Origin of the sequence: Pseudomonas sp. 10B238, from assembly GCF_000970615.1 — a bacterium.
Classification (GTDB): domain Bacteria; phylum Pseudomonadota; class Gammaproteobacteria; order Pseudomonadales; family Pseudomonadaceae; genus Stutzerimonas.
Genome location: NZ_KQ033933.1, coordinates 19,860 through 40,762, shown reverse-complemented (window position 1 = coordinate 40,762; position 20,903 = coordinate 19,860). Strand labels below are relative to the sequence as shown.

The 20,903-nt window shown below is 62.1% G+C and carries 16 protein-coding genes; 14 read left to right on the top strand and 2 right to left on the bottom strand.

From position 1 onward, the window contains the following. Positions 1–50: 50 nt before the first annotated feature. The 13 genes from RT21_RS11760 to RT21_RS11700 all read left to right on the top strand — a co-directional run bounded on the left by RT21_RS11760 (position 51) and on the right by RT21_RS11700 (position 17,856). The gene (locus tag RT21_RS11760; RefSeq protein WP_046163049.1) at positions 51–2,471 is read left to right on the top strand and encodes a PAS domain-containing sensor histidine kinase; all 2,421 of its coding nucleotides are present in this window, start codon (positions 51–53) and stop codon (positions 2,469–2,471) included. 4 nt (positions 2,472–2,475) lie between these two features. Then, positions 2,476–3,105, top strand: coding sequence for a response regulator (locus RT21_RS11755; protein WP_046162870.1), 630 nt, complete (start codon positions 2,476–2,478; stop codon positions 3,103–3,105). Positions 3,106–3,306: 201 nt separating this feature from the next. Further along, a complete protein-coding gene (locus tag RT21_RS11750; protein WP_046162869.1) occupies positions 3,307–4,416 on the top strand; it encodes an ABC transporter ATP-binding protein in 1,110 nt (369 codons plus the stop codon). Between the two features lie 55 nt (positions 4,417–4,471). Beyond that, on the top strand, positions 4,472–5,503 hold the full coding sequence (locus tag RT21_RS11745; RefSeq protein WP_046162868.1) for an ABC transporter substrate-binding protein: 1,032 nt from the start codon (positions 4,472–4,474) through the stop codon (positions 5,501–5,503). Between the two features lie 80 nt (positions 5,504–5,583). Next, a complete protein-coding gene (locus tag RT21_RS11740; RefSeq protein WP_046162867.1) occupies positions 5,584–6,837 on the top strand; it encodes an ABC transporter permease in 1,254 nt (417 codons plus the stop codon). Between the two features lie 64 nt (positions 6,838–6,901). Further along, the gene (locus tag RT21_RS11735) at positions 6,902–7,729 is read left to right on the top strand and encodes an ABC transporter permease (protein WP_046162866.1); all 828 of its coding nucleotides are present in this window, start codon (positions 6,902–6,904) and stop codon (positions 7,727–7,729) included. 13 nt (positions 7,730–7,742) lie between these two features. After that, on the top strand, positions 7,743–9,209 hold the full coding sequence (gene gabD / locus RT21_RS11730; protein ID WP_082082155.1) for an NADP-dependent succinate-semialdehyde dehydrogenase: 1,467 nt from the start codon (positions 7,743–7,745) through the stop codon (positions 9,207–9,209). 155 nt (positions 9,210–9,364) lie between these two features. After that, the gene (gene gabT, locus RT21_RS11725; protein ID WP_046162865.1) at positions 9,365–10,645 is read left to right on the top strand and encodes a 4-aminobutyrate--2-oxoglutarate transaminase; all 1,281 of its coding nucleotides are present in this window, start codon (positions 9,365–9,367) and stop codon (positions 10,643–10,645) included. Positions 10,646–10,747: 102 nt separating this feature from the next. Further along, positions 10,748–11,422 carry a ribulose-phosphate 3-epimerase gene (gene rpe, locus RT21_RS11720; RefSeq protein ID WP_045430671.1) on the top strand — a complete coding sequence of 225 codons (675 nt, stop codon included), beginning with the start codon at positions 10,748–10,750 and terminating at the stop codon, positions 11,420–11,422. Next, positions 11,419–12,120 (top strand): phosphoglycolate phosphatase, encoded by a 702-nt coding sequence (locus tag RT21_RS11715; RefSeq protein WP_046162864.1) that lies wholly within the window; start codon positions 11,419–11,421, stop codon positions 12,118–12,120. The genes rpe and RT21_RS11715 overlap by 4 nt, the downstream gene beginning before the upstream one ends. Before the next feature lie 185 nt (positions 12,121–12,305). Beyond that, positions 12,306–13,784, top strand: coding sequence for an anthranilate synthase component I (gene trpE / locus RT21_RS11710; protein WP_046162863.1), 1,479 nt, complete (start codon positions 12,306–12,308; stop codon positions 13,782–13,784). A 143-nt stretch (positions 13,785–13,927) separates the two neighbouring features. Then, entirely contained in the window at positions 13,928–16,093 is a 2,166-nt protein-coding gene (locus tag RT21_RS11705) for a putative bifunctional diguanylate cyclase/phosphodiesterase (RefSeq protein WP_052724746.1), read from the top strand. A gap of 494 nt (positions 16,094–16,587) precedes the next feature. After that, complete coding sequence (locus RT21_RS11700) at positions 16,588–17,856, top strand: tyrosine-type recombinase/integrase (RefSeq protein ID WP_012639411.1); 1,269 nt, start codon at positions 16,588–16,590, stop codon at positions 17,854–17,856. A 25-nt stretch (positions 17,857–17,881) separates the two neighbouring features. On the opposite strand, the gene RT21_RS11695 is transcribed toward RT21_RS11700, so the two are convergent. After that, complete coding sequence (locus tag RT21_RS11695; RefSeq protein ID WP_023464502.1) at positions 17,882–18,508, bottom strand: substrate-binding domain-containing protein; 627 nt, start codon at positions 18,506–18,508, stop codon at positions 17,882–17,884. 94 nt (positions 18,509–18,602) lie between these two features. On the opposite strand from RT21_RS11695, the gene RT21_RS11690 reads away from it, so the two are divergent. Then, entirely contained in the window at positions 18,603–18,908 is a 306-nt protein-coding gene (locus tag RT21_RS11690; RefSeq protein WP_012639409.1) for a helix-turn-helix domain-containing protein, read from the top strand. Between the two features lie 18 nt (positions 18,909–18,926). Here the strand turns inward: RT21_RS11690 and mobH are convergent, their stop codons facing one another. After that, positions 18,927–20,774, bottom strand: a complete 1,848-nt coding sequence (gene mobH / locus RT21_RS11685; protein WP_023464503.1) for a MobH family relaxase — start codon at positions 20,772–20,774, stop codon at positions 18,927–18,929. Between the last annotated feature and the right edge of the window lie 129 nt (positions 20,775–20,903).

Here is a 20,903-nt window from a genome sequence, read left to right as displayed (position 1 = left end):
AGATGCACTACAAAAGCGTTTTCGGCACGAATGCCGATCTCGTGAGGCTTATGGTGTCATTTCTGCTGCGTTGTTGCTGCCTGTTGCTTGCGCTGAACGCGATGACCGTACAGGCCTCGAGCGTGCCGCTGAGCGATGCGCAACAGGAGTGGCTGGCGGCACACCCGCAGTGGCGTGTGGGTGTCGTGATGGCGCCGCCTTACGCCGAGTATGACCAACGCCAGCGTCGCCTGTCCGGCTTCCATGTGCAGTTCATTGAGCGGCTGGCCGCCAGCCTCGGCGTCACCCTGCAATGGCATCGATTCGTCGACGAGGCAGCATTGAATGATGCCATGCGCGCCAGCGAGATCGACCTCGCGCCAGGGCTGCGACAGACTCGGGAAGGGCTGCGTATCTGGCGCTATAGCGATCCGTTTCTGAGAGTGCCAAGGCTGATTATCGGCGACGTAAACGGCCCCCGTGCGATCGATCTAGAGCGTCTGGACAGCAATGATGTGATCGCCCTGGAAGGGCCCGGCGCGGTGGCCGAATACATGCGCAGCAACTACCCGAGCCAGCCCGTGCTGGAAGTCGGTAGCCAGTTCGAGGCTATGCGTCAGTTGCTCGAGGCACGCGTGCGCTTCGCAGTGGTGGATGAGCCGCTCTACGGCCGACTCTCGCAGCGGGCCGAATACGCATCGCTGGATGTCGTAGGCGATCTGGGCAATCCATTGTTGCTGCGCATCGGTTCTCGGCGCGACAGCCCGGTGATGAGCGCGGTCATCGATCAGGCGTTGCGCAACTTTCCTGCCGGTGAGTTCAGTCAGTTGCAGGAGCACTGGCTGAAATCGCGCAGCATCGACCAATCGCGCCGCATCAGTTACTGGCGCAGTCTCAGCCTACTGTTGACGTTGCTGCTGGTGGCTACCGTGACCATGCTGGTCTGGCAGCGCCGCCAGCAGGGGCTTCTGGAGAGCCGGCTGAAATCGGCGCGGCGAGACATCGAGGCGCGCGCCGCGGCCGAAGAGGCGCAGCGGTTGACTCAGTTCTGCCTCGATCACAGTACGGTCGGCATTCTCTGGTTGAACTGGGACAGCCATGTTCGATATGCCAACCAGGCTGCCGTCGAACTGCTCGGGTATGCCTCGGACAGTCTTCTCGACCAGCCCTTGCAAGCGTTGGAGCCGGGAATGAGCATGGACGACTGGCTGCAGCTCTGGCGTGACGCCCGCAGTGGTGTGGAGGACCATCGGGTTCACGAATGTGAATGGCAACGTGCTTACGGCAGCCGGTTCCCCGCCGCAGTCACCCTGAGTTTCCTGCGATTCGGCAGTAAGGAATACTTGGTCGTGTTCCTCGCTGACATTACCGAGCGCCGCCGCGCCAGTGCCGCGCTGCAGGAAAGCGAGGTGCGCCTTAAGGCCATGGCCGGCAACGTCCCTGGACTGGTGTTCCGCCTCGAGCGGCAGGACGCCGGTGCGCCGGTCAGCATCGCCTACATCAGCGAGGCCAGCGAGCGCCTGGTTGGCTACTCGGCTGAGCTGTTGCTGCAGCCCGGACGCGGTATCCGCAGCCTGGTCCACCCCGATGACGAGCCGGGTTACTGGAGCAGCCAGCAGCAAGCCCTGGACAGCATGAGCGACTGGTACTGGCAGGGGCGGATTCTGACTCGTTCCGGCGAGATTCGCTGGGCCGATATCCGTGCGTCGGTACGGGGCCAGCTGGAGGGACGGCAGGTCTGGGACGGCATCGTCTGGGATATCACTGACAACAAGCGGATTGAGCTGGAGCTGGACGCCTCGCGTGCGCAGTTGCGCAAGCTGGCGGCGCACGTCGAGACCGTGCGCGAGGAGGAAAAAGCCCACATAGCCCGCGAGGTCCATGACGAGCTGGGGCAGATGCTGACGGTACTGAAGTTGGAAATCTCCATGTGCGAGATCAGCTTCGCCGAGCTCGATCCCGGCCTGGCGGCCCGTTTGCAGGGCATGAAGCGGTTGATTGCGCAGCTGTTCCAGCAGGTGCGCGACGTGGCGACCGCCCTGCGCCCGCCGATTCTGGACGCCGGCATCGCATCGGCCATCGACTGGCAGGCTCGGCGCTTCGAGGAGCGCACTGGCATCGCCTGCCTGGTGGAAGTGCCGGAATGCCCGCCGCAACTCGGTAATGCCAAGGCCATTGGCCTGTTTCGCATCCTTCAGGAAGCCCTGACCAATGTCATGCGTCACGCCAATGCACAAACCGTGAGCCTCACCCTGCAGCAGCAAGGGGATATGCTGTGCTTGAGCATCAGCGATGACGGCGAGGGTTTCGTGGTTCAGCAGAGCCGCCAGGGACCCTCATTCGGCCTGGTTGGTATGCACGAGCGAGCGCAGATGCTCGGCGGCACGTTGCTGCTGGAAAGCCAGCCGGGCGAGGGGACCTCGATTCACGTCTCGGTGCCCCTGGATGTCCCAACCGCGCCTGCGGTTCTGATCAGTACATTGGAGAGCTAGCGCCATGATTAGGGTAATCGTCGCCGAGGATCACACCATCGTTCGCGAGGGCATCAAGCAGCTGATCGGACTGGCCAAGGACATGCAGGTGATCGGTGAGGCGGGTAACGGTCAGCAGCTGCTCGACCAGTTGCGGCTGACGCCTTGCGATGTGGTGCTGCTGGACATCTCCATGCCGGGCATCAATGGCCTGGAAGCCATTCCACGGATCCGTGCATTGAGCCAGCCACCGGCGATCCTGGTGCTGTCGATGCATGACGAGGCACAGATGGCGGCGCGTGCGCTGAAAATCGGCGCTGCCGGTTATGCAACCAAGGACAGCGACCCGGCGCTGTTGCTGACCGCGGTGCGCAAGGTCGCCGCCGGCGGCCGTTATATCGATCCGGAGCTGGCGGATCGAATGGTCTTCGAAGTCGGGCTCACTGATTCCCGGCCGCCCCATGCGCTGCTGTCCGAGCGTGAGTACTCGGTTTTCGAGCGCCTGGTACATGGCGACTCGGTCAACGACATCGCCGCCAAGCTGGCGCTCAGCAGCAAGACCATCAGCACGCACAAGGCGCGCCTGATGCAGAAGCTGGTCGCGCACTCAGTGGCCGATCTGGTCCGCTATGCCATGGAGCACAAGCTGGTCTGAGCTCGCTCCACCGCCGCCGTGCACGCCTAAACCCTGCGGCCTTCGTCCTCTTGGTCAGGCCGCTGGGGCAACAGCTGTTGTAGGGCAATCCCTACATCAGTCTCTCCGTTTGACTGAGTTCAATCACTCCGCTGCGCCGATGTTCGCGGGCTGCGCGGACTCCTAACCTGTGGTCACGGAACAACGGAACACAGGTGCGGCATGCTCGATTCCCAAGCGAACGATGTACTGGTCAGCTTTCGTGGCATCCAGAAGAGTTACGACGGCGAAGCGCTGATCGTCAAAGACCTCAACCTGGACATCCGCAAGGGTGAATTCCTCACGCTGCTGGGCCCGTCCGGCTCCGGCAAGACCACCAGCCTGATGATGCTGGCCGGCTTCGAGACGCCGACTGCAGGTGAAATCCTGCTCGGCGGCCGTTCGATTAACAAGCTGCCGCCGCACAAGCGCGACATGGGCATGGTGTTCCAGAACTATGCGCTGTTTCCGCACATGACGGTTTCCGAGAACCTGGCGTTCCCGCTAAGCGTGCGGGGCATGGCCAAGCTCGATGTCAAGGAACGAGTCAAACGCGCGCTGTCGATGGTGCGGCTCGAAGGTTTCCGCAATCGCTACCCGGCGCAGCTGTCCGGTGGTCAACAGCAGCGCGTGGCCCTGGCCCGAGCCCTGGTGTTCGAACCGCAGCTGGTGTTGATGGATGAACCCCTGGGGGCGCTGGATAAGCAGTTGCGCGAGCAGATGCAGATGGAGATCAAGCACCTGCATCAAAGCCTTGGGGTCACTGTGGTCTACGTCACCCACGATCAGGGCGAGGCGCTGACCATGTCAGATCGGGTCGCGGTATTCCATCAGGGCGAAATACAGCAGATCGATGAGCCGCGGGCGCTCTACGAGCGGCCTGCAAACACCTTCGTCGCCAACTTTCTCGGCGAGAACAACCGGCTGCCGGCACGGCTGGTCAGTCGCAATGGCGACAACTGCACCGTTGAGTTGGGGCGCGGCGAACGGGTCGAGGCCCTTGCGGTGAAGGTCGGTGCGCCGGGTACGCCGGTCAATCTGTCGATTCGCCCGGAACGGGTCCGCCTCAACGGCGCCAGCGCCAATTGCCCGAATCGCTTCACCGGGCGGGTGGCCGAATTCGTCTATCTGGGCGATCACATCCGCATCCGCCTCGAGGTCTGTGGCATCAGCGATTTCTTCGTCAAGCAACCAATCGCCGAGTTCGATCCCGCCCTGGCGGTTGGTGATGTCGTGCCGATCGGCTGGCAAGTGGAACACGTCCGTGCGCTGGATCCGCTGCAAGCGGCATAAGCAGGGGCGAGCAAGCAAGAAAGCTGTCTTCAACCGCATCATGGAGCGAATAACAATGCTGAACTCTCTGAAACTGACCGTCCTTAGCATCGGACTGGTATGCGCTGCCCAGGCCTCGGCGGAAAACCTCACGGCCGTCACCTTCGGCGGGGCCAACAAGCAGGCCCAGATTAAAGCCTTCAACGAGCCGTTCGAGGCCAAGACCGGCCACAAGATCATCGCCGGCGAGTACAACGGCGAGATGGCCAAGGTGAAGGCCATGGTCGATACCAACAGCGTGTCCTGGCACCTCGTGGAAGTCGAATCACCGGAGCTGTCGCGCGGCTGCGACGAAGGGCTGTTCGAGGAAATTGATCCGTCGGTGGCGGGTAATCCGGATGACTTCATCGAGGGTGCCATACAGCCTTGCGGTGTCGGCTTCTTCGTCTGGTCCACGGTGTTGGCCTACAACGCCGACAAGCTTGCCAGCGCGCCGACCGGCTGGGCGGATTTTTGGGATACCGAGAAATTTCCCGGCAAGCGCGGCCTGCGCAAGGGGGCCAAGTACACCCTCGAATTCGCCTTGATGGCTGATGGGGTTGCGCCGAAAGACGTGTACACAGTCCTGGCGACCAAAGAAGGCCAGGACCGGGCCTTCAAGAAGCTCGACCAGATCAAACCCAGCATTCAATGGTGGGAAGCCGGCGCTCAGCCACCGCAGTTTCTGGCCTCCGGTGACGTGGTCATGAGCAGCGCCTACAACGGTCGCATCGCCGCGGTGCAGGACGAGAGCAATCTGCAAGTGGTTTGGGACGGTGGCATCTATGACTTCGATTCCTGGGCGATGCCCAAAGGTGCGAAGGATCAGAAGGCGGCGCTCGAATTCGTCAGCTTTACCTTGCAACCGCAGCAGCAGAAAGCCTTCTCAGAAAACATCGCTTACGGGCCGGCGAACAAGAAAGCGGTCGAACTGCTCGATCCCAAGCTGCTGAAGAACATGCCCACGACACCCGAGAACATCGCCAACCAAGTGGCTATGAACGTCACCTTCTGGGCCGACTATGGCGAGCAACTGGAACAGCGCTTCAACGCCTGGGCTGCGCGCTAAGCAAGCCTGGCACCCCCTCGCATGGCCGGCCCTGAGGCGGGCCATGCGCCGCCGGAAACTGAAACTTTGCGGAGTTCGCCATGGCGACTGCCATCTCCTTGCCTGTTCCCGATATCGCCGAGCCCAACCTGAAGCGTCGGCTGGCGCGTGCCGAGCGCATGAACCGGTTGAAATCCAAGGCGCTGATTCTGCCGTTGCTGGTGTTCTTGCTGTTGACCTTCGTGCTGCCAATCGCCTCGTTGCTATGGCGCAGCGTCGACAACCCGGAGGTGGTGGGAAGTCTGCCGCGCACGGTCGAGGCGATAGCGGCCTGGGATGGCCGCGGTCTACCGGAGGAATCGGTGTACCGGGCCCTCAGCGAAGACCTGCTCGAGGCGAGGCAGAATCAGTCGCTGGGCGATCTGTCCAAACGCTTGAACATGGAGCAGGCCGGTTTCCGCAGCCTGATGACCAAGACGGCCCGCGCGCTCCCATTCAAGGAATTGCCAACGTCCTATAAGGAAGCGCTCGAGACTTTCGATGAGCGCTGGGGCGACCCTGCCTATTGGCAGGTCATCCGTCGTAACGACAGTGCGCTCACACCCTACTATCTGCTGGCTGCCCTCGATCACCGCATCGACGACATGGGCGAGCTGGCACCGGTCTCGCCTGATCAGGCGGTGTACCTGGATATCTTCGCCCGCACGTTCTGGATGGGCCTGGTGATCACGGCGATCTGCCTGGTGCTTGCCTATCCGCTCGCGTATCTGCTGGCCAATCTACCAGCGCGCAAGAGCAACCTGCTGATGATCATGGTGCTGCTGCCGTTCTGGACCTCGATCCTGGTGCGCGTCGCCGCCTGGATCGTGCTGCTGCAATCGAGCGGCCTGATCAACGGTGCGTTGTTGAAGATGGGCCTGATCGACGAGCCGCTGCAATTGGTATTCAACCGCGCCGGCGTATACATCGCCATGGTCCATATCCTGCTGCCATTCATGATCCTGCCGATCTACAGCGTGATGAAGAACATCTCGCCAAGTTACATGCGTGCGGCGATCTCGCTGGGCTGTCATCCCTTCGCCAGCTTCTGGCGGGTGTATTTCCCGCAGACGCTGGCTGGTGTGGCTGCTGGGTGTCTGCTGGTGTTCATCATTTCCATCGGTTACTACATCACGCCGGCGCTGCTCGGCAGCCCCAACGACCAGATGGTCAGCTACTTCGTCGCCTTCTACACCAACACCACCATCAACTGGGGCATGGCGACGGCGCTGGGCGGCCTGCTCTTGCTGGCGACCATGTTGTTGTACGTCGTCTACAGCTGGCTGGTCGGCGCCAGCCGGCTGAGGCTGGGTTGAGCATGACGGCGCATACCCAGCAATCACGGCAAACCATTCGTTCATTTGGGCAGGAGACCGTTCCATGCTGAGCCCCTACATGTCGCCCATCGAGCGGGTCTGGTTTTACACGCTGCGCATCCTCTGTGCGCTGGTGCTGCTGTTTCTGATCGTGCCGGTGCTGGTCATCGTGCCGCTGTCCTTCAACTCAGGCTCGTTTCTGGTCTATCCACTGCAGGGATTCTCCATGCGCTGGTACGAGGCCTTGTTCAGCTCGGCGGACTGGATGCGTTCGCTGAAGAACTCGATGCTCATTGCGCCGGCCGCCACGGCGCTCGCGATGGTTTTCGGCACATTGGCGGCGATCGGCCTGACCCGCGGCGAATTCCGCGGCAAGGCCCTGGTGATGACCTTGCTGATATCGCCGATGGTGGTGCCGGTTGTGATCGTCGGTGTGGCCAGCTACCTGTTCTTCGCCCCGCTGGGCATGGGCAACAGCTACTTGTCGCTGATTCTGGTGCATGCAGTGCTGGGCGTGCCGTTCGTGATCATCACGGTGTCGGCCACGCTGCAGGGCTTCAACCACAACCTGGTGCGCGCCGCAGCCAGCCTGGGCGCCTCGCCACTAACCGCCTTCTTTCGCGTAACGCTGCCGCTGATCGCGCCGGGAGTGATCAGTGGTGCGCTGTTCGCCTTCGCCACTTCCTTCGACGAAGTGGTGGTGACCTTATTCCTTGCTGGCCCCGAACAGATCACCTTGCCGAGGCAGATGTTCAGCGGCATTCGTGAAAACCTCAGCCCGACCATCGCCGCCGCGGCCACCTTGCTGATTGGCTTCTCTATCGCGCTGCTGCTGACCCTGGAGTGGCTGCGCGGCCGCTCCGAGAAGATGCGTACCCAACAACCCGCCTGATCCGGACGCTTCCATGACCCTGCAACTCGATCACCCCGGCCTGCTTCGCCAGCAGGCCTACCTAGACGGCGTCTGGTGCGATGCCGACGAGGGCGGCCGGACCGCTATCTTCAACCCGGCCACCGGCGAACTCATCGGCGAGGTGCCCAACATGGGGCGCGCCGAAACCCGTCGCGCCATCGAGGCTGCACAGGCGGCACAACCGGCCTGGCGGGCGCTGACCGCCAAGGAGCGCGCCGCGCGTCTGCGTCGTTGGTACGGGCTGATGCTGGAAAACCAGGAAGACCTGGCGCGCATCATGACGGCCGAACAAGGCAAACCGCTGGCCGAGGCCCGTGGGGAAGTGGCCTACGCCGCATCCTTTCTCGAATGGTTCGCCGAGGAGGGCAAGCGCCTGTACGGCGATGTGATCCCGGCGCACGCCAGCGACAAGCGCATTCTGGTGCAGAAGGAGCCGGTGGGCGTGACTGCCGCCATTACGCCTTGGAATTTCCCCAGCGCCATGATCACCCGCAAGGTCGGCCCGGCGCTCGCCGCCGGCTGCGCCATGGTGCTCAAGCCGGCGCCGCAGACGCCGTTCTCGGCGCTGGCGCTGGCCGTGCTTGCCGAACGCGCGGGTATCCCGGCTGGATTGTTCAGCGTGGTGACTGCCGATGCCGGCATGTCTCGCGAAGTGGGGGCCGAGCTCTGCGAAAGCCCTATCGTGCGCAAGCTGTCGTTCACCGGCTCGACAGCAGTTGGCATCAGGCTGATGCAGCAATGCGCGCCGACGCTGAAGAAGCTCTCGTTGGAACTGGGTGGTAACGCACCCTTTATCGTCTTCGATGACGCCGATCTGGATGTGGCGGTCGAGGGCGCGATGATCTCCAAGTATCGCAACGCCGGGCAGACGTGCGTCTGCGCCAATCGCATCTACGTGCAGGACGGTGTCTACGACGCCTTCGCTGACAAGCTTGCTGCCGCAGTGGCGCGGCTTAAGGTTGGCAACGGTGCAGAGGAGGGTGTCACCACCGGCCCGCTGATCGATGCCGCCGCAGTGGCCAAGGTCCAGCGCCATTTGCAGGATGCGCTGGACAAAGGCGCCACACTGCTGGCCGGCGGCAAGCCGCACGCACTGGGTGGCACCTTCTTCGAACCGACCCTGCTGGGCGACGTCACCGCCGAGATGGCCGTGGCGCGCGAGGAGACCTTCGGCCCGCTGGCGCCACTGTTCCGCTTCAGCGACGAGGCAGATGTGATCCACCAGGCCAACGACACCGAGTTCGGCCTCGCTGCCTACTTTTATGCACGCGACCTGGGACGGGTGTTTCGTGTCGCCGAAGCGCTGGAGTACGGCATGGTCGGTATCAACACCGGGGTAATCTCCACCGAGGTGGCCCCGTTCGGCGGCATGAAGGCCTCCGGGCTCGGGCGCGAGGGCTCGCGCTACGGTCTGGACGAGTACGTGGAGATCAAATATCTGTGTCTGGGCGGCCTTTGAGCCGGCCAGCAATTGCGTCGTGCAAAATATTGCACATGCTATTACTGTTATCCGAACGCCCGGATGGCCCGGCAGTCGATCATCGTATGCTGCCGGACCCGCTTCCAGGTGTTCATTCCGACCCGAGCCGACGATGAGCGGCTACTGAGGAGCTTATGAGCAAGACCAACGAATCCCTAATGAAACGCCGTGTCGCCGCCGTTCCCCGTGGGGTCGGCCAGATCCATCCGATCTTTGCCGATCACGCGAAGAACAGCAGCGTGGTCGACGTCGAAGGTCGCGAGTTCATTGATTTCGCCGGCGGCATTGCTGTGCTGAATACTGGCCACCTGCACCCGAAAATCATCAAAGCGGTGGAAGCGCAGCTGCACAAGCTGACCCACACCTGCTTTCAGGTGCTGGCTTACGAGCCCTACGTCGAACTGTGCGAGAAGATCAACGCGCGGGTGCCAGGCGATTTCGCCAAGAAGACGTTGCTGGTCACTACCGGCTCCGAGGCGGTGGAAAACGCCGTGAAGATCGCCCGCGCTGCCACCGGTCGCGCCGGGGTGATCGCGTTCACTGGCGCTTATCACGGTCGCACCATGATGACCCTGGGGCTGACCGGCAAGGTCGCGCCGTACTCCGCTGGAATGGGCCTGATGCCGGGCGGCATCTTCCGAGCGCAGTATCCCTGCGCTATCCATGGCGTCAGCGTTGATGAGTCGATCGCCAGTATCGAACGCATCTTCAAGAACGACGCCGAGCCGCGCGATATCGCCGCGATCATCATTGAACCGGTGCAGGGCGAGGGCGGCTTCAACGTCGCACCCAAAGAGTTCATGGTCCGCCTGCGCGCGCTATGCGACGAGCACGGCATCCTGCTGATCGCCGATGAAGTGCAGACCGGCGCCGGACGAACCGGGACGTTCTTCGCCATGGAGCAGATGGGTGTGGTCGCTGATCTGACCACCTTCGCCAAATCGGTCGGCGGCGGCTTTCCGATTGCCGGCGTCTGCGGCAAGGCTGAGATCATGGACGCCATCGCGCCTGGCGGGCTGGGCGGCACTTACGCCGGCAACCCGTTGTCCTGCGCGGCAGCGCTGGCTGTCATGGAAATCTTCGAGGAAGAGAAGCTGCTCGACCGCTGCAAGGTAGTGGCAGAAAAACTCACCACCGGGCTCAAGGCGATCCAGGCGCGGCACAAGGAAATCGGTGAGGTTCGTGGGCTCGGCGCGATGATCGCCATCGAGCTGTTCGAGGACGGCGACCATGCGCGTCCGGCCGCGGCGCTGACTTCGCAGATTGTCGCCAAGGCACGGGACAAGGGCCTGATCCTGCTGTCCTGCGGCACCTACTACAACGTGCTACGTGTGCTTGTGCCGCTGACTGCAGAGGACGAGCTGCTCGAACGTGGCCTGGCGATCATCGCCGAGTGCTTCGACGAGCTGACCTGATCCACCCGAGGCGCGTCGGCATCCGCAACGGACGTCAGGCGCGCCGCGACCCCGACCCTCGGTTACAATGCGCGGTATTCCGCCGTGCTACCCGAGGTCGTCATGCAGCCGTTCGCCATCGCTCCCTCCATTCTTTCCGCCAACTTCGCCCGTCTGGGTGAAGAAGTGGACAACGTCCTCGCCGCCGGCGCCGACATCGTCCATTTCGATGTGATGGACAACCACTACGTGCCCAACCTCACCATCGGCCCGATGGTTTGCTCGGCACTGCGCAAGCACGGCGTCACCGCGCCTATTGACGTGCATTTGATGGTCCGTCCGGTGGACCGCATGATCGGCGACTTCCTCGAAGCTGGTGCCAGCTACATCACCTTTCATCCGGAAGCTTCGGATCACATCGATCGATCGCTGCAGCTGATAAAGGATGGCGGTGCCAAGGCCGGACTGGTGTTCAATCCGGCCACCCCGCTGGATGTGCTCAAGTACGTGATGGACAAGGTCGATATGGTCCTGTTGATGAGCGTCAACCCCGGCTTTGGCGGCCAGAAGTTCATCCCCAACACCCTGGACAAGCTGCGCGAGGCGCGCGCGTTGATCGATGCCAGCGGGCGTGAAATTCGCCTGGAGATCGACGGCGGGGTGAACCCCAAGAACATCCGTGAGATCGCTGCAGCCGGGGCCGATACCTTCGTCGCTGGCTCGGCCATTTTCAACCAGCCAGACTACAAGGCCGTGATCGACCAGATGCGCGCCGAACTGTCGCTGGCCCGCTCATGACTCGCCTGGAGCAGCTCTTCGATGGCAAGTTGCCGCGGCTGGTGATGTTCGACCTGGACGGCACCCTGATGGATTCGGTTCCGGACCTGGCCGCTGCGGTGGACAAGATGCTGATGCTGCTGGGCCGTGAACCTGCCGGCATGGCGCGCGTACGCGACTGGGTCGGCAACGGTTCGAAGGTACTGGTACGTCGGGCTCTGGCCGGTAAGTTGCAGCATGACGGCGTTGCCGATGAATTAGCCGACGAGGCGCTGGCGCTGTTCATGCAGGCTTATTCCGGCGGCCACGAACTGACCACGGTGTACCCCGGCGTTCGGGAATGCCTGGACTGGCTGCGTGAGCGTGACGTGAAACTCTCGATCATCACCAACAAACCGGCGCAGTTCATCGAGCCGCTGCTGGAGGAGAAGGGGCTCGCGGGTTACTTCCAGTGGCTGGTCGGGGGCGATACCTTGCCGCAGCAGAAGCCCGATCCGGCGGCGCTGTTGTGGGTTATGAGCCAGGCAGGCGTCGCGCCCGATGCGTCGCTGTTCGTTGGCGACTCACGCAACGATGTGCGCGCGGCGAAAGCGGCGGCCGTTCCCTGTGTCGCGCTGACTTATGGCTACAACCACGGCGAACCCATCGCCAACGAGGCGCCGACACTGGTGCTCGATGACCTGCGCGAGCTGGTTGCTTCGGTTTCGGGGCTGAGCTAGTGTGGCCTCTGTTCCGCACATCCCGCAGACGAGATCAGATCGTGGTGGTCACCCGCAAACAATGGATGAATGTCATCAAGGCCCTGGCCCGTTGGCGCTGGCGCGCCTGACATTTCCTGCCGGCGTCGCCCGGTACGTTTGCACAACTCGACCTTATGTAGTTCCCCTCCGACCACGAGGCTGACATGACCCGCGAAGAATTCCTGCGTTTGGCCGCCGAAGGCCACAACCGCATCCCTCTGTCGTTCGAAACCCTTGCTGACTTCGACACGCCGCTGACGCTCTATCTCAAGCTGGCCGACGCGCCTAACTCCTACCTGCTCGAGTCCGTACAGGGCGGCGAGAAGTGGGGGCGCTATTCGATTATCGGCCTGCCGTGCCGCACCGTACTCAGGGTGCATGATCACAACGTTAGCGTGACCACCGATGGCATCGAGACCGAACAGTCCGAAGTCGAGGATCCGTTGGCCTTCGTCGAAGCCTTTCAGCAGCGCTATCGTGTGGCGCCGGTCGAAGGCTTGCCGCGTTTCAATGGCGGGCTGGTCGGATACTTCGGTTACGACAGCGTGCGCTATGTCGAACGCAAGCTGGCGACCTGTCCCAATCCCGATCCGTTGGGCACGCCGGATATTCTGTTGATGGTCTCTGACGCCGTGGTGGTGTTCGACAACCTTGCCGGCAAACTGCACTGCATCGTGCTGGTCGATCCGGCGCAGCCAGACGCCTACGAGGCGGGGCAGGCGCAACTTCAGGCGCTGCGCGAAAAACTGCGCCAGTCGATCACGCCGCGCCTGGGCCTGGACTTCGAGAATGGCGGCGGCACCGAGCCGACCTTCCGCTCCAGCTTCAGCCGCGAGGACTACGAGCAGGCGGTTAACCGCATCAAGGACTACATCCTCGCCGGCGACTGCATGCAGGTGGTGATCTCCCAGCGCATGTCGATTCCCTTCAAGGCCGCGCCGATCGATCTGTACCGCGCGCTGCGCTGCTTCAACCCGACGCCTTATATGTACTTCTTCAATTTCGGCGATTTCCACGTGGTGGGCTCGTCGCCGGAAGTGCTGGTGCGGGTGGAGGAAGGACTGGTGACGGTCCGACCTATCGCTGGCACCCGCCCGCGCGGCGTCAACGAGGAAGCTGATCTGGCTCTGGAGCAGGATCTGCTCAGCGACGCCAAGGAACTGGCCGAACACTTGATGCTGATCGACCTGGGCCGCAACGACGTCGGCCGCGTGGCCGAGAATGGTTCGGTGCGGCTTACCGAAAAGATGGTCATCGAGCGCTACTCCAACGTGATGCATATTGTCTCCAACGTCACCGGCCAGCTCAAGGCGCCACTGACGGCCATGGATGCGCTGCGCGCGATCCTGCCGGCCGGCACCCTGTCTGGTGCTCCGAAGGTCCGCGCCATGGAGATCATTGACGAACTCGAACCGGTAAAACGCGGCGTGTATGGCGGTGCAGTCGGCTATCTGGCCTGGAACGGCAACATGGATACCGCTATTGCTATCCGTACCGCAGTGATCAAGGACGGCGAACTGCACGTGCAGGCCGGTGCCGGCATCGTCGCCGACTCGCAACCGGCGCTGGAATGGGAAGAAACACTGAACAAACGCCGCGCGATGTTCCGCGCGGTGGCCTTGGCGGAGCACGGGAGCGACTGACTTCGGCGCGGCTCAGGGGTTCATTCGGCGACTGCGACTAAAGTCCTTATTAGTTATATGGTAATGGCTATTGGCTAGCCATATAGTCGTGGAAGCCGAGCAGGATCGCTCGGCGATCCAACTCCAGCCAATTCGAGCCAGCCATGTCGCAACTGCCGAGTCCCCGCTCATCCTCCGTTCGTCAGTCCTGGCCGTTGGCGTCATCGCTGGTGATTGCCCTCGCTGCGCTGCTGATGTTGGTCTGGCTGTTATCGAGTCTGGCGGATCTCAACGGCAGCCCGGTGTGGTTTCCGTTACCGCTGCACATCGCTGTCGAAACCTTCTCGATCGTTGTTGCCGCGTTGGTGTTCGCGGTGGCCTGGCACAGCCAGCAGCCAGTGCATCGATCGAATCCGCTGCTCGCCTGTGCGTTTCTGGCCATCGCGCTGTTGGATCTGGCGCATATGCTGTCCTACCGGGGTATGCCCGTTTGGGTGACACCCGCTTCGGCGGAAAAGGCGATCGCCTTCTGGCTGGTTTCCCGCGTCTTGCTCGCCTTCACCCTGCTCGCCGTGGCGTGCCGCCTGTGCCATCGAAGCATTCCACTGCCGCGGCACCTGCTGTTGGCATCGTCGCTGGGCCTGGTCGCCCTGGTTGTTTATCTGCAGCTGTTTCAGCCGCAGCTGTGGCCGCGAACCTTTGTCGAAGGGGAGGGGCTGACCCGCTTCAAGGTCCAGATGGAATGGTTGATCATCAGCCTCTTCGCGCTGGCGGCATGGGTGTTCTGGCGGGCTCGCGAGGTTGAAGACGGTGGCTATTTTGATGGAATGCTGGCCGCGACACTGGTCTCGATACTCGCCGAACTGTGCTTTACCGCCTACTCCAGCGTAAACAGCTTCTACAGCTTGCTCGGGCATCTGTACAAGATCGTCTCCTACGGCTTCATCTATCAGGTGGTGTTCGTTTCGAGTGTGCGGGCGCCGTATGAGCGGTTGGCGATCGAAATGAGCGAGCGGATCGCTGCGCAACAGCGCATTGACTATATGGCCCACTTCGACAGCCTGACGGGGTTGCCCAACTTGTCCCAGCTGGAGGACCGGACCCGTCAGGCGATGGCCAGCGCCCTGAAACTCAAGGGAGCAGTTGCGGTGCTGTATGTCGATCTTGATCATTTCAAGATGGTCAATGACTCGTTCGGGCGCAGCTTCGGTGACCAGCTGCTATGCACAACCGCAGTAAGGCTGCAGCAGGCATTGCCAGACAGCGCCATGCTCGCACGTGCCAGCGGCGACGAGTTCGTCGTGTTATTGGCGGACCTGAAGAATGCCGAGGGTGCGTCGACTGTGATCCAGCTTGTCCTCGACGAATTGGCCGAACCCTTCATGGTTGAGCGTCAGCAGATCGTGGTGTCGATTTCCATTGGCGTCGCGGTCGGCCCGAACGATGGCATGGACTTTTCCTGCCTCCTGCGCAACGCAGAAATGGCTATGTACAAAGCCAAGGAAGCTGGGCGTCGGACCTGGTGCTACTACAACGCTGCCCTGGATACTGAGATGCGTGGGCGGCTGTACCTGATCAACGGCCTGCGGCTTGCTATCGAGCGAGAGGAGTTTTTTCTGGAGTACCAGCTGCAGCTGGACCTCGCCAGTGGCAGGGTAGTGGGCGCTGAAGCCTTGTTGCGCTGGCAGCATCCGCAGTGGGGGTTGGTCGCCCCCGGGCAGTTCATTCCTGCAGCGGAACAGAGTGGTCTGATCGTCGATATCGGCGAGTGGATCATTCTTGAGGCGTGCCGACAGGCAGCACGGTGGCAGGCTGAAAAGCTGGACATCCCGCGTGTCGCTGTGAACGTCGCGGCGATACAACTGCACCAGGGCTCGCTGGAACAGACTGTAGCCGCTGCCTTGGCGCAGACCGGTCTGCCGGCTTCGGCGCTGGAGCTTGAGCTGACCGAGTCCAGCCTCGTCGACAACACTGAGCAGGTGATGATTGCGCTGGCAGGTCTGAAGGCTCTGGGAGTTACGCTGTCTATCGATGATTTCGGCACCGGGTATTCATGTCTGGCGTATCTTCGGCGGTTGTCGGTGGACACCTTGAAGATTGATCGCTCCTTTGTCAGCGATCTACCCAACGAAGACGGCCATGCCATCGTCGCCGCTATCATCCACATGGCCGGGTCGCTCGGGCTGAACACGCTGGCAGAGGGGGTCGAGGACGAGGCCACTGCTGCGGAGCTGCTTCGACTTGGCTGCCGGCAAGCGCAGGGTTTTTTTTACGCTCGGCCGGTTCCGGCATCCGCACTACCCGCCGCTATCGCTTCGCTGCCGGTATAGGGCGCCCGGCTTGGCTGTAGCGGGCAAGCGATGCTCTGGTATAGTCCGGTTGAAATCGTGGCCTGGCATGGGCTACTTTGCGCTGTCAGCTCTGCGAGACCTTTTCCGTGAAATTCAGCAGCACCCTCCTGATGCGTCTGTTCAAGGCCCATGCCCGCTGGCGTTGGCGCGCCTGATCCTCGTTGCTGGCCCCGTGCCGGAATACCCCGTTCACACCTGTATTGCCGATCGTTCTGCCGAGTCGCTATCGCGCCGGTTCGGACCGTCATGGCAGGTGGTGGATCAGCCTCAAGCCCTAGGGTGACGCAAATGCTGCTAATGCTCGACAACTACGATTAGCATCCATCAAGCTCCACCGTGTTCCATGGAGAAAGTGTAAGTTGTTGATTTGTATTGATGTGACTTCCTTGATGGTCTGGTGAAGGCTAGACCAATCTGCTGCAAGTGTGTATATTTCTGTGTATATAGGACCTCAAGAGAGGTGATATACACACATGGCCATGAACCTGCTCTCGGCCAGGAAGGTCGAGACCATTCCTTCCCAAAAAGAACCGTACTGGCTCAAGGACGGGGGTAGTCTATTTCTGTACGTCACGCCCAGCGGAAGCAAGTTGTGGCGCTACCGCTATCGGCTTGGCGGAAAGCCTGCCATCTACGCGATCGGCAAGTACCCCCAGGTCTCACTGGAGGCGGCGCGGACCGAGCGGGATCGCGCGCGGGAACTCGTCAAGAAGGGCGTACACCCCGTGGTGGAGAAGAGAGTCAACATCTCCACTCAGCTTGAAAAGAACGAGAACACCTTTGAGCCAGTGGCTCGCAGATGGATGGCGAGCAACGTGCAGTGGAGCGAGGGTTACGCCGATCAAGTCAAGCGCACTTTGGAGAACGATGTTTTTCCCAAAGTGGGCAAGCTGCCGGTCAGCTCAATCCGGACTGCTCACCTGCGCCCCGTCATTAAGGATGTTGCGGAGCGCGGCGCTCCCACCGTTGCGATCCTGATCAGGCAATTGTGCAGCCAAATCTTCGCATACGCGGCGGGTGAAGAGCTTTGCGACAGTGATCCGACGGCGCTGCTGAAACGGTCGGTCAAGCGCCCCCGAGTTCGACACCATCCACCGCTACCGTGGCAAGAGATCCCGAAGTTCTTGAGCCGTGTGGATGATGCAGGTTACCGGGTCACTGTCATTGCACTGCGATTGATGGCCCTCACTTATGTCCGCACGGCCGAACTGCGCAAGGCGCACTGGTCCGAGTTCGATCTGGACAGTGCGATGTGGACGGTTCCTGCGGGGCGCATGAAGATGCGCGACCCTCACATCGTTCCGCTCTCGAAGCAGGCCATCGTGCTGTTGAAAGAACTGCACACGCTGACAGGCGGAGGGAAGGTGCTGTTTCCCGGCTTCAGGAAGCCGGGAACGGTTATGTCGGCTACGACGCTCAACAAGGTGTTGGAGCGCATGGGCTACGGTGGACAGTTTTCTTCGCACGGCTTCCGCTCAACAGCGACCACGCTGCTCGGCTTGTTGAGCTACCCAGAGAACCGGGTTGATCTGCAACTGGCCCACTCGAAGCGGAAGAAAGATTCGTCGCGCGCACCCTACGACCACACCAAGTACATCGCATCGCGGAAGATCATCATGCAGGATTGGGCGGACATCCTCGATGCGATGGCTCGTGGCGATTCGATGAACGAGGTCATGGCAACCTTCGGGCCGCTGTCGAAACGGCGCAGGGCCTTGCTGCGGGTCATCGAGCGGGAGTGAGGCGCGTGCCGGGCTGAGAGGCTGCTCAGGACATTGAGCGGGCGCGTCGAAGAAAGCCCTCTTGAGGCTCCGTCAGGGCAACGTCGGGTCTAATCAGGTAGGCGGTCACGATCATCGGTGCGCTCGCCAGCGGCCGCAGGGCGATGCCCTGGCATCGATACCCGGCAAGTCTCGTGGATGGGGCCACGGCGATTCCGTACCCCGCTGCGACCAGCGTCATGGCGACCTCGAACGTACTGACGGCTGCTTCGCGGTCCCGCAATTCGTTCTCGAATGCGCTCTGTGCGAGCGTGCGCCACGACTCTTCGGCCGTTGATCGCGCGTAGATCAGCGGCTGTTTGAGCGCTTCCTGGCAGGGTACTTCTCGGTAGGCCAGCAAGTGGGATCGCTTTGCCACAGCGACGGCCAGGGTGTCGTGCCACAGCGGTTCGCAGAGCCAGCCAGGCCACTCCCGATGGGTGGCGGACAACGCGAAGTCGAAGCCGTCACCAGGTCGTTCCTGTTGTTGTCCGGTGGCCGCTGTGTCGATCAGAACTGCCAGGGTTTCAGGTTCTTCGGCGCGCTGTATGGCGAGCACGTCGGCGAGTTGGGGAGGAACCCAATCGCCGAGGACTGCCAGGCGGATTTCAGTGGAGACGTCGATCGATCTCACGTGCAACTTCCGAAGGCGCTAAAGCATGGAAACTTAATCGAATGAGTTAAGTTTAACGTGGTTTATATCGTGGCCCTGATCGACGCTTTTGGCAATGCAAAAGCGATCGATTCAACGCGGCCGACCAGCCGGGACAACAACATACGAAGCGGAACCAGCGATCGCGTTTGGGGCAGTGGTGCGGGAGGAAAGAACGGACCAGGGGATCGCGCAGGAAACGCTGGCCCACCTGGCCGGAATCGAGCGGTCGCACATGGGCAAGATCGAGCGGGGCGAGCACATTCCCACGCTTCCTCTGATCCTCAAGATCGCCCGCGCCCTGAAGTGCAGCTCTGCCCACCTGATGGCTGCGATGGAGGCCAAGCTGGCCGAATCGGACCCGCCCAAGCGCGGCAACTGAGGGCGCCGGCGTCGCATCCTATTCCTGCTCGTCATCGTTCTTGGCATGAAACGCCGAGTCGTCACGCTGTGCCTCGGCGTTGGCGAGGCGCAGGTAAGGATTGTTCGGGGGTATCTCATGGAACAGCGTATCGGGGCTGGTCAGCAGGTATCCGTGCAGCCGCCTGGACTTGCGAGGCCCCGTCACTTCGCAATTCCAGATGTTCAGCCCGCTGGCCTGTTTGCGGTGCAGGCCCAGCTTCTCGAACCGCTTTTGTACCCACTGCCATTCCGGTAGCTTGTCCTGCTTGGCCAGGGCGGTGATCTGCGGGTGCTCCTGCGCGTAGCGCTGGAACACGCCGGGACTCACGAGATACGCCGTGTCGGCCACGGTATGTACCAGCGCCTTGGCGTCGTTGATGATGAGCTTGCGCGTCTGGATGCTCTGACGCAGCCACGCGAGAAAATGAGCACCGGATGGATCGGCGTCGCCTTGGTGTACTGCCTGGACCGGCGTGGTGTCGGCGGGCTTATGGTCCGGCAACGGCGCGGGCTTCTCAGCGAGGGGCTGAAGCGGCATGGCCGTAGCAGTGGACGCGGGAGACGAATCGAGCAGTTCCAGCAGCTCCTCGACGCTGCTGTCGGCAGTCGTTGATGTGGTGGACTCGGTAGTCACCGGGGCGGATTCCCCTGTTTCCACGTCGATGGCCTCGGGTGCGGGTGTCTGTGCCGCCGACCCTTCCGGCTCCACCTGTACGGTGCCCGCGAAGGCTGCCGGCCGGTCGGACGCTTCCCAAATCATCGCCGGGGACAGTTTCAGAAAGGTGAAGCTGTGCGACCAGCCGGCATCGCTCGCGACCGTGGCTTTCCAGATCGCCTTACCGTCCGGCGTGGCCAGGGCGATGCCATGGTCCTGAAGCACGTTGAACACTGCCGTGTTGCTGGCCGGGATGCCATCGATGCCCTGCGATAGCAGATGCGCCCGCAGCTTGTCGGAGACGGTCTTGCTCACCAGCCAGAGCGCGTCCTGGGTCAGCCAGCCGTCCGAAGCCTGGGGCTGGTTCAGCTTGAACTCCTCTTTTAGCAAATAGCGCAGGCCGTCGAGCAGCTTGCGTTGTAGCGCGTGCCTGGGTGCGGCCAGCGCCTTGTTCGGGTCGCCGCCAAGTTCCTGAGCGACGGAGGCTTGGTCGGCCTGCACGACCAGTTCGCCAAGGGTGCCGGCGTGCTCGTACTGGCCGGCCAGGACGTACAGCAGGGAAGCCCACAGATCGGAGAAGCCGTTGAGCCAGTCGAGAATCTCGCGGTCCAGCAGCCGGGTGTACAGCAGTCCGGTGGCGGCACCGTGCAGCCGATACTCGCGATCCTTGCGGTAGCGGAAGCGATACGGCCGCTGCAACGGGCCATGCCAGGGATGCCAGAGAGTGCCATCGGCATATTCGACATGCAGATCGACGGCGATCTTGCCGATGTCGTGCAGCAGGGCCGCGTAAGCGGTGCCCGCAGTCCAGGCCTCGGCCTGGGCCGCCTGCGCTTCCGGCGTGACCCCGGCGGGCAGCAGATGCGACTGTCGCAGCTTCAATGCGTAGGCCACGATCTCCAGGCCGTGATCCAGCATGCCGCCCGGATAGGCGTGATGGTGACTCTCGGAGGCGGGGAACTGTTGCACCAGCTCGGCGTAGCGCTCCAGGGGTGTCAGGTACAGCGTGGCGAATTGCTTGCGCGACAGCGAGGTCCGTTGCCAGATGTGTTCCAGCAGCTTCCGCCGGCGTGGCGTCGCCAGCAGCGAGGCGGCCGACTCCGGCCGGGTCAGCCCTTGGGGCATCGCTATGGAGGCGGTGGACGGTGTGCCGGCGGTTGGCACCCTTTTGCGTTGGAACAGCGAGAACATGACGACACCCAAGTGACGGACTGGCGGGAGAGCCTTTTTGGCCTTTTCAAGGTAGGGCCTTTCCCCTTGACCCCATTCCCTTGCCCCTTCCCAGCCCTTTGGCCTTTATGGAAGCCTTTGGGTATATGG